The sequence below is a fragment of the Blautia sp. TM10-2 genome, from assembly GCF_003480845.1.
Lineage (GTDB): Bacteria > Bacillota > Clostridia > Lachnospirales > Lachnospiraceae > Fusicatenibacter > Fusicatenibacter saccharivorans.
Genome location: NZ_QUJZ01000004.1, coordinates 75,040 through 90,949 on the forward strand (window position 1 = coordinate 75,040; position 15,910 = coordinate 90,949).

The following is a 15,910-nucleotide window of genomic DNA, read 5'->3' on the forward strand; positions in this document are numbered from 1 at the left end:
AGCAAAAACCATAAAAAGAGAAACGCCGGACCGGAAAAGTCCGGCGTTTCCTGCTAACAGGAAAGAGGAGAACATATGAAGAAAGAACGCTGGGTAGTTTCGGCAAAACGCGCCGATTTCCAGGCAATTGCGGACCGGTTCGGCATCGATCCCGTCATCGCCCGCCTGATCCGGAACCGGGATGTGACCGGGGAGAAAGAGATCGAAGAGTATCTCTTCGGTGATCTGGAGCAGCTCCACGATCCGCTGCTGATGAAGGATATGGAGCGCGCGGCAGATCTGATCGCAGAAAAAATCCGGGAGAAAAAGCCGATCCGCATCATCGGGGACTACGACATCGACGGTGTTACGGCAACGTATATTCTGCTGACCGGATTAAAAGATCTCGGTGCCGATGCGGATGTGCGTATCCCGGACCGGATTGCAGACGGATACGGCTTAAATGAGCATCTTGTGCAGTTTGCCGCGGATGAGGGGCGGGACACGATCGTCACCTGTGACAACGGCATCGCGGCGGGCAGTCAGATCCGTCTGGCAAAAGAGCTTGGCATGACGGTTGTTGTGACGGACCACCACGAGGTTCCGTTTGAGGAGGATGAAAACGGAGAACGCCGCTACATCCTGCCGCCGGCGGACGCGGTTGTCAATCCGAAACAGAAAGACTGTTCCTATCCGTTTCCGGGCCTCTGCGGTGCGGCCGTCGCATGGAAACTGATCCAGACGATGGAGGCAAAAGCAGGTATTCCAAAGGAGCACAGCTTCCGCTTTCTGGAATTTGTCGCCATTGCGACGATCGGTGATGTGATGGATCTGCAGGGAGAAAACCGGATTTTTGTAAAAGCCGGCCTTCGGGCGCTCCATAAAACGCAGAACCTCGGCCTGCAGGAGCTGATCCGTGTGCAGGGCATCGAGGCGGAAAACGTGACACCGTATCACATCGGCTTCGTTCTCGGCCCGTGCATCAACGCATCGGGACGGCTTGACACGGCGGAGCATTCGTTAAAACTGCTCTGCGCAAAGACACGTGAGGAGGCCGCAAAGCTTGCCGGGGACTTGAAAGACCTGAATGAAAGCCGCAAAGAGCTGACGCGCCAGGGTGAGGCGAAAGCAATCGAGCTCGTGGAAACCTCCCCGCTGCAGAACGACAAAGTCCTCGTCGTCTATCTGCCGGACTGCCACGAGAGCCTTGCCGGAATCATCGCAGGTCGCCTGCGGGAGCACTTCCACAAACCATCCTTCGTACTCACCAGAAGTGAGGAGGGCGTCAAGGGCTCCGGCCGCTCGATCGAAGCGTATTCGATGTATGAGGAGCTCTGCAAATGCAAAGAACTGATGACGAAATTCGGCGGCCACCCGATGGCTGCGGGCCTTTCCCTCGCAGGAGAGGAGATGATCGAACCGTTCCGCCGGGCACTGAACGATAATTCCACGCTGACGGAAGAGGATTTCGTCGAAAAAGTTGTGATCGATGTGCCGATGCCGATCACCTACATCACCAAAAATCTGATCCGCCAGTTAAGTCTCTTGGAGCCGTTCGGAAAAGGCAACACGAAACCGCTGTTCGCACAGAAAGGACTGACTGTATTAAATTACCGCATTTTTGGAAAGAATAGAAACGTGGTGAAAGTACAGCTTGCCGATGCGGGCGGATACCAGATGGATGGTGTCTATTTCGGCGAGGGAGAAGCGTTCGCCGCATACGTGGATGCACATCCGACCCTCTCGGTAGCGTACTATCCGTCGATCGATACGTGGAACGGACGCGACAAATTACAGATCAATATCCAGAGTTATTTTTAAAGATGCAGAAAAGCCGCAAATACCTGATTTTTCTGCCCTGTTTTCTATCGGAAACAAAATTGACGCAGAAGAATATTGATGCTATACTGTAAGGTGAATTGTCAAACCTTGACGAAACGGAGGAATATTTTATGAAAAAAGTAGAGGATTACGTAAGAAGTATTCCGGATTTCCCGGAACCGGGTATTATTTTCAGAGATGTAACGAGTATCCTGCAGGACGCAGACGGACTGCAGCTTGCCATAGATGAGATGCAGCATTTTGTAGAAGAAGTAGACTGTGACGTAATCTGCGGAACCGAGTCCCGCGGCTTCATTTTCGGTATGCCGATTGCTTACAATCTGCACAAACCGTTCGTGCCGATCCGTAAAAAAGGAAAACTTCCTCTGGAGACCATCGAGGAGAGCTATGACCTGGAGTACGGCAGCGCAACGATCGAGATGCACAAAGACTCCATCAAACCGGGCCAGAAGGTAGTCATCATCGACGACCTGATTGCAACCGGCGGTACCGTGGAGGCTTGTGCAAAAATGATCGAGCGCCTCGGCGGCGAAGTAACCAGAATCGTGTTCCTGATGGAGCTTGCCGGCTTAAAAGGACGCGAAAAACTGGCAAAATATGATGTAAAATCTGTCATCCGTTACGATGGCAAATAACGTATCCAACGAAACGCAGGGGTTAATCATGAGAGCGGAGGATACATATGGAAGAAGAGAAAAGAATCAGTGAAGAAGAATTAAAGAAGGATGTGGCGGCGGCAGAAGCCAGAATCCGCAAGACGGACGATTTTACAAGTCCGGAGGAATTATACGGGGAATTGATCGCTTCTGTGAAAAAATATCATCCATCGGACGATATTTCCCTGATCGAAAAAGCATACCGCGTGGCAGCGGATGCACATAAGGACCAGAAAAGAAAGAGCGGGGAACCGTACATCATCCATCCGCTCTGTGTGGCAATTATCCTGGCAGATCTGGAGCTCGACAAGGAGTCGATCGCGGCAGGCCTTCTGCACGACGTTGTCGAAGATACCGTCATGACCGAAGAAGAGCTGACCGAGGAGTTCGGCCCGGAGGTGTCCCTGATTGTAAGCGGTGTCACGAAGCTGGCACAGCTGAAATATTCTGCGGATAAGGTCGAGGAGCAGGCAGAAAACCTGAGAAAGATGTTCCTTGCGATGGCAAAGGATATCCGTGTTATTCTGGTAAAACTGGCGGACCGTCTGCACAACATGCGGACCGCACAGTACTGGTCGCCGGAGACGCAGAAGAAAAAAGCGCGTGAGACGATGGATATTTATGCCCCGATCGCACAGCGCCTCGGTATTTCCAAGATCAAGGTCGAACTCGATGACCTTTCTCTGAAATATCTGGAGCCGGATGCGTACTATGAACTGGTGCAGAAGGTCAGCATGAAGCGGGAGCAGCGGCAGGAGTTTGTCGATGCGATCGTAAAAGAGGTGACCCGTCATATCCACCAGGCCGGCATTGAGGCAGATGTCAACGGACGAATCAAGCACTTTTTCAGCATCTACAAAAAGATGGTCAACCAGCATAAGACGCTGGATCAGATCTATGACCTCTTTGCGGTCCGCATCATCGTGGAATCCGTCAAAGACTGCTATGCAGCGCTCGGTGTCATCCATGAAATGTACACGCCGATCCCGGGCCGTTTCAAAGATTACATTGCGATGCCGAAGCCAAACCGTTACCAGTCCCTGCATACAACCCTGATCGGACCGAACGGACAGCCGTTTGAGATTCAGATCCGTACTTATGAGATGCACCGGATTGCAGAATACGGTATCGCTGCACACTGGAAATACAAAGAGGCCTCCGACGGCAAGAAACCGGGACCGGAGCAGGAAGAGGAAAAACTGACCTGGCTGCGCCAGATTCTGGAGTGGCAGCAGGACATGGCGGACAACCATGAGTTCATGAACCTCTTAAAGAGCGATCTCGACCTGTTTGCCGACAATGTTTACTGTTTCAGCCCGGCGGGCGATGTCAAAACGCTTCCGGTCGGCTCCTGTGCCATCGACTTTGCTTATTCCGTCCACAGTGCGGTCGGCAACAAGATGGTCGGAGCGAGGGTCAACGGAAAACTCGTGCCGATCGAGACGGAACTTCACAACGGAGACCGCGTCGAGATCATCACCTCGCAGAACTCCAAGGGACCGAGCCGCGACTGGCTGAAAATTGCGAAGAGTTCCCAGGCAAAGAGCCGCATCAACCAGTGGTTCCGCCAGCAGAACAAGACGGACAACATCGTCAAAGGCAAGGAAATGCTCACCAGCTATGCAAAGCTGAAGGGCAAAAACCTTGGAATCTATACGAAACCGATGTACGAAGAGGCTGTCATGAGAAAGTACGGCTTCCGCGACTGGGATTCCGTTCTTGCGGCCATCGGCCACGGCGGCTTAAAAGAGGGCCAGGTCCTCAACAAGCTGATTGAGACGTACGAAAAGCAACATAAAAAAGAGATCACCGACGAGCAGGTGCTCGAGGCGGCATCTGGAGAGAAAGTTCTGCCGGTTGGAAAGAGCAAGGGCGGCATCGTCGTGCGCGGTATCCACGATGTGGCAGTTCGCTTCTCAAAATGCTGCAATCCGATCCCGGGCGATGAGATCGTGGGCTTTGTCACAAGAGGACGCGGCGTGACCATTCACCGCACCGACTGTGTCAATGTCCTGAATCTGCCGGAATCTGAGCGGGCGCGCCTCATTGATGCTGAATGGCAGGCAGAGGACAACGGCGGCTCTCTCTATACCGTGGAGATCAGCGTTTACGCAAACAACCGTACCGGTCTTCTGGTGGATATCTCCAAGATCTTTACCGAGCGGAAGATCGACCTTGCGGCGATGAACGTGAGAACGAGCAAGCAGGGAACGGCTTCCATCGATGTGACGTTCGACGTGCACAACAACGAAGAGCTGAACAGCATCATCGAGAAGGTACGCCAGGTGGAGAGCGTGATCAATATTCAGAGATCGAGAGGATAAAAAGGAGAAAAGCGTATGATAAAGGTAAATTACCGGGCACTTGGAATGCTCTCGACAAACTGCTACGTTGTGGAAAATCCGGACAGCCAGAAGGTGCTGATCGTGGACCCGGGCGATTCGCCGCTGGAGATTGAACGCCAGATCGACGAGATCGACGGCGACCCGGAGGCCATTCTGCTGACCCATGGCCATTTCGACCATATGCTGGCAGCGGATGCACTGCGGAAAAAGTACCATATCCCGGTCTATGTCCATGAAAAAGAGCAGCACCTGCTGGGGGATCCAAAGAAAAATCTTTCCGGGCTCTGGAGCAAACCGTACACGATGCAGGCGGACAAAACCGTAAAAGAGGGCGATGTGCTGCATCTCGCAGACTTTGAAATCCACGTTCTTGCGACACCGGGGCACACGGCAGGCGGTGTCTGCTACTATATTCCGGCAGAGAAAGCACTTTTTTCCGGTGATACGCTGTTCTGCGAGTCCTACGGAAGATACGACTTCCCGACATCCTCCGGCAGAGAGCTGATCGCGTCGGCCAAGCGCCTGTTAAAAGAGCTTCCCGGGGATGTGACCGTGTATCCGGGCCACAACGATGAAACTACGATTGAACATGAAAAGAGGTACAATCCCCTTGCTTAATATCAGCCTTTGTTTTAACAGAAAAGATTTTGAATACGATGTGTATTCCCTGATCAAGGCATTCTATCCGGGCTGTGAGATTACCTCATGGTACGAAGAGGATGGGGCGCCGGACGGGGAATTTGCATATTATGATAAGATCCTGTACGCGGCAGACCAGATCTGCTTTTCCATAGAAAATGAGAAGCACGAAGAGCTTTCTGCCGCGTGTGAGGCGGTGGAATATGAAAAAGACCGCCACGAAACGAAAAATGTCCTGAAACGGATGGTCTATCGCACGCTCTCGAAAGTGAGCGGAAAAGAACTTCCGTGGGGCGACCTTACCGGCATCCGTCCGACGAAAATTCCGATGAAGATGCTGGAAGAGGGCAAAACAAATGTAGAGATTGCGAAATACATGCGCGAGACCTACTACACCAGCCCGGAAAAGACGGCACTTGCAATCACGATTGCCAACCGGGAAAAGGACATTTTAAAGACGATCGACTACGAACACGGTTACAGCCTGTACATCGGCATCCCGTTCTGTCCGAGCATCTGCCTGTACTGTTCCTTCGGCTCCCATGTGTTAAGCCGCTGGGAGCATATGGTAGATCCGTATCTCGATGCACTGATCAAAGAACTGATCTTTATCAGTGAGAACATGAAGGATTACACCCTTGATACGATCTACATCGGAGGCGGTACGCCGACCACGCTGAATGCGGCACAGATGGAGCGCCTGCTCACGAAAGTGACAGAGCTCTTCCCGATGGAGCAGGTGCAGGAGTTCACCGTGGAGGCAGGACGGCCGGATACGATCAATGAGGAGGTCTTAAAAGCCATCCGCAAATTCCCGGTCACCCGTATTTCGATCAATCCACAGACCATGAACCAGGAAACGCTGGATCTGATCGGACGCCACCATACCGTGGAGGAGATCGAGGAGAAGTTCCGTATGGCGCGTTCCCTTGGATTTGACAACATCAACATGGATCTGATCGTCGGTCTGCCGGGCGAGGACAAGGAAAAAGTGGCGCATACGTTGGAAAAAGTGGAAGCGCTGAATCCGGATTCCCTGACCGTCCATTCCCTTGCGTTAAAGCGTGCAACGAGACTCAACCTGTTCAAAGACAAATATCAGGAAATCTCGTTTGAAAACTCTGCCGAGATCATGAAAATGACGATGGACAGCGCACACCGCATGGAGATGGGACCGTATTACATGTACCGCCAGAAAAATATGGCGGGTAACTTTGAGAATGTCGGCTACTCCCGCGAAGGAAAAGCAGGTATCTACAACATCCTCATTATGGAGGAAAAACAGTCCATTCTGGCCGCGGGAGCCGGAGCGTCCACGAAATTCGTGTTTGAACACGGAGAGCGCATTGAGCGGGTGGAGAACGTGAAGGATCTGAAAAACTACGTGGAGCGTATCGATGAAATGATCGAGAGAAAACGTATCGGAATGGAGAAGTATCTGCCAAAATGAAAGAAAATTCCAGTCAGCAGCTTCACATGCTGCGCTATACCCTGACCGAGCAGCTCATCCATGGCATGGAAGTGAGCAATTTAGCTTACGATCTTGCGCGGGAACTTGGGTATGAGAAAGAAATCTGCTATGAGCTTGCAAAAGCGGGCGTTCTCCACGATATCGGAAAGATTGTACTGGAGAATTACGTAGAAGAACAGGATACACTCGTCGTCGAGGAGATGCGCTTTGTGCGGACCCATTCCACACTGGGCTATGAACTCCTGCAGGGACGCGGCTACTCCGATTTTGTGCTGGAGAGTATTCTGTATCACCATGAAAATTATGACGGAACCGGGTATCCGGCCAATCTGGCGGGAGAAAAGATTCCGTTTGGGGCGCGTATCTTACGCATCTGTGATGTGTACTGCGCGCTGACCTCCGACCGCCCGTACCGGAGTGCGTTTACGCGGAAACAGGCGATGGAGCTTATGACAGAAGAAGTCAAAAATTTCGATCTGAAAATGTTCCTGGCATTTCAGAGAGTGATCCACAGCGGCAGCCGGAAAGCGATCGAGCTTTCTGATGTCGATGAATTGATCCGGGAAATCATAAAGGAGAAAACAGAAAATGGCATTAAAAAAGAAACCGGTTACCGGAATGAAAGATATTTTACCGAAAGAAATGGCAATCCGTGACTATGTGATCCGTCTGATCAAGGAAACTTACGGAACCTTCGGCTTTACCTCCATGGAGACCCCATGCGTGGAGCACATCGAAAACCTGAACAGCAAACAGGGCGGCGAGAATGAGAAACTGATTTTCAAGATCTTAAAAAGAGGAGAGAAGCTGAAACTCGAGACCGCTGAGAAAGAAAACGATCTCGTAGACAGCGGCCTGCGTTATGACCTGACCGTTCCGCTCTGCCGTTACTATTCCAACAACGCAAACGAGCTTCCGTCCCCGTTCAAAGCACTTCAGATGGGAAATGTATGGCGTGCAGACCGTCCGCAGAGAGGAAGATACCGCCAGTTCATGCAGTGCGATATCGATATCCTCGGCGAGCCGACCAACCTCGCAGAGATTGAGCTGATCCTTGCTACCACCACACTGCTTGGAAAACTGGACTTCAAGAACTTTACGATCCGTATCAATGACCGCCGCATCTTAAAAGCAATGGCAGCCTACAGCGGATTCCCGGAGGAGTCCTATGACACCGTATTTATTATCCTCGATAAGATGGATAAAATCGGTTTTGAGGGCGTTGCCAAAGAGCTCGAGGAAGCCGGCTTTGCAAAAGAGTCCGTAGAGAAATACCTGAAAATGTTCGAGGAGATCACCCCGGATACCGCAGGCGTAGAGTACTGCCGTGAGAAACTCGAGGGATTCCTTGACAAAGAGTACGCAGACGGCCTGAAGACCATCATCGACAGTGTTAATGCCGTGAAGACCGCAGAATTCAAGATCGCTTTCGATCCGACTCTGGTGCGCGGAATGTCCTACTATACCGGACCGATCTTCGAGATCGCTATGGATGAGTACGGCGGATCTGTCGGAGGCGGCGGACGCTACGATGAAATGATCGGAAAATTCACCGGAAACCAGACCTGCGCATGCGGATTCTCCATCGGATTTGAGCGTATCGTTATGCTTCTGCTTGAGAGAGATTACCAGATCCCGGGCGCGCAGAAGAAAAAAGCGTACCTGATCGAGAAAAACATGCCGGCAGAGGGAATGCAGAAGATCATTCAGCAGGCGACAAAAGAGAGAAGTGAAGGCACGGCCATCAACATCGCCGTGATGAAAAAGAACAAGAAATTCCAGAAAGAGCAGCTTGCCAGCGAGGGCTACACTGAGATCGAAGAATTTTTTGTTGACAAAATGTAAGGAATATCCAATAATAGTAATCGCATGAAAAAACGATGTGCTGCGGATGCAGATTCTTTGTGTCCGCAGTTCCAAATAGGAGGAACAAGAAAATGGCTGAATCCATGAAAGGCCTGAAGAGAACCTGCCGCTGTGCGGAAGTCACAAAAGCAGATATCGGAAAAAAAGTAACCCTGATGGGCTGGGTACAGAAGAGCCGTAATAAAGGCGGAATTATTTTCGTCGATCTGCGTGACAGAAGCGGTATTATGCAGATTATCTTTGAGAACGGCCCGATCAGTGAGGAAGGTTTTGAGAAAGCAGCAAAACTGCGCAGCGAGTTCGTCATTGCCGTAGAAGGTGAAGTTATGGCCCGCTCCGGTGCTATCAATGAAAATCTGGCAACAGGAGAGCTCGAAGTAAAGGCTGAGTCCTTACGCATTCTTTCCGAGGCAGAAACCCCGCCGTTCCCGATCGAGGAGGATTCCAAGACGAGAGAAGAGCTCCGTCTGAAATACCGTTACCTGGATCTGCGCCGACCGGATATCCAGAGAAACCTGATTATGAGAAGCAAGGTGGCAATGCTCACCCGTGAGTTCATGTCAAAAGAAGGTTTTCTTGAGATCGAAACCCCGATGCTGACCAAATCCACACCGGAAGGCGCCAGAGACTATCTGGTACCGAGCCGTGTTCATCCGGGCAGCTTCTATGCACTGCCGCAGTCTCCGCAGCTGTTCAAACAGCTTCTGATGTGCTCCGGCTATGACCGCTATATCCAGATTGTAAAATGTTTCCGTGACGAGGACCTGCGTGCTGACCGTCAGCCGGAGTTCACCCAGATCGATATGGAGCTTGCTTTCGTTGATGTAGATGATGTTATCGATGTCAATGAGAGACTGCTGGCACACCTGTTCAAAGAGGTGCTCGGCGTTGAGGTACAGCTCCCGATCCAGAGAATGACCTGGAAAGAGGCTATGAACCGTTTCGGTTCCGACAAACCGGACCTGCGTTTCGGTATGGAGCTGGTTGATGTTTCCGAGACCGTAAAAGATACCGAGTTCGTTGTATTTAAGGGCGCACTTGAAAACGGCGGTTCTGTCCGCGGTATTAACGCAAAGGGACAGGGCGCAATGCCGAGAAAGAAAATCGACAAGCTCGTTGAGTTTGCGAAAGGTTACGGTGCAAAAGGTCTTGCATACATTGCAATCCATGAGGATGGAAGCTGGAAATCTTCCTTCTCCAAATTTATGACAGAGGAGCAGATGGAAGCCCTCATCAAAGCCATGGACGGACAGGCTGGAGACCTTCTTCTCTTCGCAGCAGACCGCAACAAGATTGTTTGGAACGTTCTTGGCGCACTTCGTCTGGAACTGGCAGAGCAGATGGGACTTCTCGACAAGAACGAATACCGTTTCGTATGGATTACCGAGTTCCCGCTTCTGGAGTGGTCCGATGAGGAGAACCGTTTCACCGCAATGCATCACCCGTTCACCATGCCGATGGACGAGGATCTGCCGCTTCTGGATACCGATCCGGGCGCAGTTCGTGCAAAAGCTTACGATATCGTCCTGAACGGCACTGAGATCGGAGGAGGAAGCGTTCGTATTCACCAGAACGATGTGCAGGAGAAGATGTTTGAGATGCTTGGTTTCACAAAGGAACAGGCACATGAGCGATTTGGTTTCCTTCTGGATGCTTTCAAATACGGAGTTCCGCCTCACGCCGGACTGGCTTACGGACTGGACCGTCTCGTTATGCTGATGGCAAAAGAGGACAGCATCCGCGACGTCATCGCATTCCCGAAGGTAAAAGATGCTTCCTGTCTGATGACCGAGGCTCCGTCACCGGTTGACGCAGCACAGCTGGAAGAGCTTGGTCTTGAGGTTGAGCCGCAGGCTGAGGAAGAGACAACAGAAGAGTAAAGAAAATTTTGTAATTTACAGGACAGACAATTTTGCAGAAGTGCAGCGTTGTCTGTCCTTTTTTAGGTTTCACTCGATCGGTGTAAAGAAAAACTTAAGAAATTCTTCCACGTCTTCCCCGTTGTTTTGCTGGAAAAAAGTGCTACAATATGGTTTGTAAGAAAGATACGGAAACATCCACAGCAAGTGGAACACATAGAGAAAAAGACAAGGAGGGATCACGATGTTAGTTACATTAGTCATGCTGGCAACCTGTTTTGGTCTGCTCTGCGGAATTGGAATTTTATTTGGGATCGTCGGACTGCTGCTGAAATTTGGAGGAAAAGTCCTCGGCGCATGCGCCACTATTCTTCTCCCGATCGGCGTGATCTGGCTTGGATTTAAAATCGTGTTCGCCGTCGTTCCGCTTCTGTTCAAACTGGTCTGTGCAGCGCTGATCTGTTATCTCGTATACCGCATTCTGCGGGAGATGAAACTTGTAGCATAAAAAATAAAATCTAACAGATTCGAAAGAAAACCTGCTTTCCGTCATAAACACGGAGGCAGGTTTTTAATGACAAAAACAAAAATCTATTTTCAGAAAAAGCCAGTATTTGCTAAAAAAAGAGTAAGGAAAAAGTAAGAAAACAAAAAACAAAATGTGATACGATAGAACTAACTTGGGAAAGCAGAAAATTAATTTGTAAAATAGAAAAGTGGGAGGAAGCGTATGAAGAAAAAAGTAATCGCGATTGTGTGTGCAGTCGCAGTGCTGGCGGCAGCCGGAGGGGGAGTGACATGGCATTTCCTTGGAAACAGTACAAAAGAGGACGATAACGTCGTCTATGTCAATACTGTAAAAGCCCTGACCAATCTGGGAACCGGAAATGGAATGGAAAACCGCTATGCCGGTGTTGTGGAGTCGGAAAATACCTGGAAGGTAGAGAAAAACAGCGAGAAAAAGGTAAAGGAAGTTTATGTGGAAGTCGGTCAGGAGGTTCAGGTCGGAACACCGCTGTTCTCCTACGATACCGAGAAATTCCAGAGTGACCTCGAGCAGGCGCAGCTGGATCTGGAACGTATAAACAATGAACTTTCAAGTATGAATACCAATATCGACCAGCTTTACAAAGACAAAAAGCAGGCATCAAAAGACCAGCAGGCAAGCATCACACTGGAAATTCAGGAAGCGGAGCTGGATTTAAAGAAAAAAGAATATGAAGGAAAATCAAAACAGGCGGAGATTGATAAATTAAACGATAACATCACCAATGCGACCGTGATCAGCGAAATCGCCGGTGTTGTAAAATCAATCAACAACGATGACAGCAGCGCCGGCGCTTACTCCGGTGACAACTCCGACAATTCCTTCCTGACCGTTCTTGCAACGGGAGATTTCCGTGTAAAAGGCCAGATCAATGAACAGAATATGAGCGACGGTTCGATTACCGAAGGAAGCCAGGTGATCGTGCATTCTCGTGTAGATGAGAATCAGACCTGGACCGGAACCGTGACAAAGATTGATCGGGAAAATGCACGGACAGGAAGCAATAACGTTTACAGCAGTTCGGGAGACGGTATGACGCAGTCAAGCAACTATCCGTTTTATGTACAGCTCGATGGAACAAATGGCCTGATGCTCGGTCAGCACGTTTACGTAGAGCCGGATGTCGGCCAGCAGGAAGTCAAAACAGGAATCTGGCTGTCTGACTCCTTTATCAACGATGTCGACAGCAATCCTTACGTCTGGGCCGATAATGGAAAAGGCAAACTGGAAAAACGAAGCGTAACCCTTGGAACACACGATGAAAATATGATGGAATATCAGATCACCGACGGCCTTGCAGAAGATGATGCAATCACCTTCCCGGAGGACGGTCTGGAAGAAGGGATGAAGACCGTAGTCAGCACCGACGGATCACTGGGACAGAGCAATCCGGCCGGCGGCGAGGATGACGGAATGGTGGATGACGGTATGCTTGACAACGACGATGGAATGGTCGACGACGGTATGACGCAGGATGAAAACGGCATGGTTGACAATACCATGGACGGCGCAGAGTACAGCGGTGAGGAAGATACAACGAACGTGATCGGCGGCGCCGACAATGGTAAGGCAGAACCGGCAGACACACAGGAAGCCGGATCAGCAGATGACGGGGAGGTGCAGCCGTGATTCTGGAATTAGAGAATATCTGTAAAGAATATATGCAGGGCAAAATCCCGGTTCCGGTTCTGAAAAACATCAACTTCTCCATGGAAGAAGGCGAGTACGTTGCGATCATGGGTCCTTCCGGTTCCGGAAAAACAACACTGATGAATATTGTCGGCTGCCTCGACCAGGCGACGAGCGGACGGCTGATCCTCGACGGACAGGACATCAGCAAATGCAGTGACAATCAGATGTCGGACATCCGCCTGCAGAAAATCGGCTTTGTCTTCCAGAACTTCCAACTCCTTGCAAGACAGAGCGCAATGGAAAATGTATGCCTGCCGTTGACGTACGCGGGCGTGCCGAAAAAAGAGAGAAGAGAGCGGGCAGCGATTGCCCTCGAGCGGGTGGGGCTCGGCGACCGTATGAGTTTCAAACCGACCCAGCTCTCCGGCGGACAGAAACAGCGTGTGGCGATTGCAAGAGCGATCGTCAACCATCCGAAAATTCTGCTGGCTGATGAGCCGACCGGAGCGCTCGACTCCCATTCCGGCGAGCAGGTCATGGAGCTGTTCCAGAGCCTGAACGATGAGGGCGTCAGCATCTTGATGATTACGCATGACGCGGAGATCGCATCGATGGCACAGCGCACCGTGGAGATCCGCGACGGAATGATGAAATCGAAGGAGGTGGCCGAAGCATGAAAAAAGGAAAAGCCGCAAAGAAAGCAGCGATTGCAGTCGTGACAGCGGTTGCCGTGGGTGGCGTAAGTGTCGGCGGCTATTATGGGATTCGCCAGGCGCAGAAGACAACCGTAAAAGTGTATCCGGTCAGTGACTTTACGAGTGGATACTGGGGAGACAGCATGAACATGGAAGGCCAGATCACCTCGACGGCTTCCCAGAACATCTATCTTTCCGACAGCCAGACCATTTCCCAGGTTCTCGTCAAAGAGGGCGATGTGGTAAATGCCGGAGACACGCTGATGACATACGATACCAGCATGATCGAGCTGGATCTGGAAACGCAGCAGTTACAGCTTGCACAGACAAAGCTGAAAATCCAGCAGAGTGAAAAAGAACTGGAAAAGCTGAAAAAGACAAAACCGGTATCGGATACGCCGCTGAATCCGGTGGAGCCGGATTTCCCGGATTTCCCGGATTTTCCAGATGAACCCATCGATCCGGATTTCCCGGACGAACCGATTCCGACCCCAGAACCGGAGCCGACGTACGAGGATGCTGTTCTGTACAGCAGTACGAATAAGCTTGTATTTGGTTCCAAACCATACAAAGGAGAAGGAACGCAGGAAGACCCATACACCTATCTCTGCGCACCGGGAACAGTCCTAACAGGCGGATTCCTGAATCAGATGGCAGGATACGCGGATGAAAAGGGAACGAAAAAAGAAGAGGACAGCGAAGGATACTGGTTTCGCCTGGAGATTCATGAGGAAAACAAAGCCGCAGAGGCGCTGGAAACCGTGTGGGAGCAGGATGGAACGAAGATTGCGAAAGTATACGAGACTTCGTATGAAGCAGTCCTGAGTCTGAAAGAATCCGAATCGGCGGATGCACCGGAAATAAAAATCACCACGCCGCTTGCCAACACAGAGGTGGCAGAGGGCGGCGAGCTGAAGCTGAAAATCGGAATCAATGAGAAGAAAGATACCGAAGAGAAGCCGGATGAGAAAGCAGACGATAAAACGGATGATAGAACCGAGAGTCCGTCCGAGGACGATGTGACACAGCCGGGTGAAGCCGGAAATGGAAGCGGTGAGGCAGACGATTCCACAGAAAACACCGAAACGGATGGCACTTACACATACGTCTGGAAACACAACGGAAAGACAATCGACGGAGATTTTAAGGATACTTACACAAAAGAAAACATCACAAAAGAGGATGCCGGAATCTATACAGTAGAAGTGACAGCGAAAAATGACAAGGGTACTTCCATGGCAGTCAGCACTGCAAATGTGGCGGTAAAAGAAGGAACGATTACCCCGACACCAAGTGTAACTCCGACCCCGAGCGTTACGCCGGGACCGAGTGTAACTCCAGAGCCGACCGTCAGCCCGGAACCAAGTACAACACCGATTCCGACCACAGAGCCGGTTCCAACAGAAACTCCGGTGCCGAGCGAGACCCCAGTTCCGACGGAAACGCCGACGCCGACTGAAGCCCCGGCAGAACCGGAAGCGGAACCGCAGAGCGAAGATGCGCCGGAAGCAGTGCAGACGACAGCAAAAACCGTATTCTACGGTGAAAAAGCATCGGTACAGTCCCTCTTTACATCATCCACAGGAAGCAGCGCAAATAACAATACTTCTTCCGGTGATGATACCCAGATGACCTACACAAAAGATGAGTTGAAAAAAGCCATCAGCGAAAAAGAAAGCCAGATCCGTAATCTGAAGCTTGATCAGAAGGAAGAGGAACTCAAAGTCAAAAATACGCAGAAATCCCTGGATTCCCAGACCGTAAAAGCGACGATCAGCGGTGTGGTAAAGAAGGTTGGAAATGCAGAAAACCCGTCCAACGACGGAAGCGCCTTTATCCAGGTCAGTGGAAACGAAGGTCTGTACGTGCGCGGCTACTTAAGCGAGACGTATCTCGATCAGGTAAAAGTCGGCGATGAACTTAACGTGACTTCCTGGTCTTCGGGTGCTTTTGCAGCGGCAACCGTAACCGAGATTTCTCCGTACCCGACAACAAGCTACATGTCGTACAGCGAGACACCAGCCTCCTTCTATCCGTTCACAGCCGTTATCCCGGAAGGCGGAGAAGGTTTTGAAAACGGTGACTGGATCGAGATTGCAATCACTGTCGGAAACGATGTAGAAAACGGCAACGGCCTGTACGTCAGCAAAGAATTCATCCGCGAGGAAAACGGACAGAAATTCGTTTATATCCGGGATGAAAATGATAAATTAAAGAAACAGAATGTGGTAACCGGAAAACTTCTGTGGGGCAGTTATTACGAAGTGAAGAGCGGTCTTTCCGAAGAGGATTACATTGCATTTCCGTACGGCAAAACCGTGGTGGAAGGCGCAGACACGAAGGAATCCAGTTCATCGGATTATTACAACAGTTAAGGAG

12 protein-coding genes are annotated in these 15,910 nt (G+C 50.8%); all 12 read left to right on the forward strand.

The window, feature by feature from the left end; genetic code table 11:
- Positions 1-75 precede the first annotated feature (75 nt).
- The 12 genes from recJ to DXD92_RS05060 all read left to right on the forward strand — a co-directional run bounded on the left by recJ (position 76) and on the right by DXD92_RS05060 (position 15,906).
- A complete protein-coding gene (gene recJ / locus DXD92_RS05005; protein ID WP_117509254.1) occupies positions 76-1,800 on the forward strand; it encodes a single-stranded-DNA-specific exonuclease RecJ in 1,725 nt (574 codons plus the stop codon).
- Positions 1,801-1,931: 131 nt separating this feature from the next.
- Positions 1,932-2,456, forward strand: a complete 525-nt coding sequence (locus tag DXD92_RS05010) for an adenine phosphoribosyltransferase (protein WP_117509253.1) — start codon at positions 1,932-1,934, stop codon at positions 2,454-2,456.
- 47 nt (positions 2,457-2,503) lie between these two features.
- A complete protein-coding gene (locus DXD92_RS05015; protein WP_118640220.1) occupies positions 2,504-4,801 on the forward strand; it encodes a RelA/SpoT family protein in 2,298 nt (765 codons plus the stop codon).
- Between the two features lie 15 nt (positions 4,802-4,816).
- Entirely contained in the window at positions 4,817-5,440 is a 624-nt protein-coding gene (locus DXD92_RS05020) for an MBL fold metallo-hydrolase (RefSeq protein WP_055227612.1), read from the forward strand.
- Positions 5,412-6,911, forward strand: coding sequence for a coproporphyrinogen dehydrogenase HemZ (gene hemZ, locus DXD92_RS05025; protein ID WP_055227610.1), 1,500 nt, complete (start codon positions 5,412-5,414; stop codon positions 6,909-6,911). Before DXD92_RS05020 ends, hemZ begins: the two co-directional genes overlap by 29 nt.
- On the forward strand, positions 6,908-7,588 hold the full coding sequence (locus tag DXD92_RS05030; RefSeq protein WP_070103204.1) for an HD-GYP domain-containing protein: 681 nt from the start codon (positions 6,908-6,910) through the stop codon (positions 7,586-7,588). Before hemZ ends, DXD92_RS05030 begins: the two co-directional genes overlap by 4 nt.
- A complete protein-coding gene (gene hisS, locus DXD92_RS05035) occupies positions 7,521-8,777 on the forward strand; it encodes a histidine--tRNA ligase (RefSeq protein ID WP_055227609.1) in 1,257 nt (418 codons plus the stop codon). Before DXD92_RS05030 ends, hisS begins: the two co-directional genes overlap by 68 nt.
- A gap of 92 nt (positions 8,778-8,869) precedes the next feature.
- Positions 8,870-10,678, forward strand: coding sequence for an aspartate--tRNA ligase (aspS, locus tag DXD92_RS05040; RefSeq protein ID WP_118640221.1), 1,809 nt, complete (start codon positions 8,870-8,872; stop codon positions 10,676-10,678).
- 223 nt (positions 10,679-10,901) lie between these two features.
- Positions 10,902-11,165 carry a hypothetical protein gene (locus DXD92_RS05045; protein WP_022461142.1) on the forward strand — a complete coding sequence of 88 codons (264 nt, stop codon included), beginning with the start codon at positions 10,902-10,904 and terminating at the stop codon, positions 11,163-11,165.
- A 222-nt stretch (positions 11,166-11,387) separates the two neighbouring features.
- Complete coding sequence (locus tag DXD92_RS05050) at positions 11,388-12,833, forward strand: efflux RND transporter periplasmic adaptor subunit (protein WP_118640222.1); 1,446 nt, start codon at positions 11,388-11,390, stop codon at positions 12,831-12,833.
- Complete coding sequence (locus DXD92_RS05055) at positions 12,830-13,513, forward strand: ABC transporter ATP-binding protein (protein WP_117801729.1); 684 nt, start codon at positions 12,830-12,832, stop codon at positions 13,511-13,513. The genes DXD92_RS05050 and DXD92_RS05055 overlap by 4 nt, the downstream gene beginning before the upstream one ends.
- Positions 13,510-15,906 (forward strand): efflux RND transporter periplasmic adaptor subunit, encoded by a 2,397-nt coding sequence (locus DXD92_RS05060; protein WP_118640223.1) that lies wholly within the window; start codon positions 13,510-13,512, stop codon positions 15,904-15,906. The genes DXD92_RS05055 and DXD92_RS05060 overlap by 4 nt, the downstream gene beginning before the upstream one ends.
- Positions 15,907-15,910 lie beyond the last annotated feature (4 nt).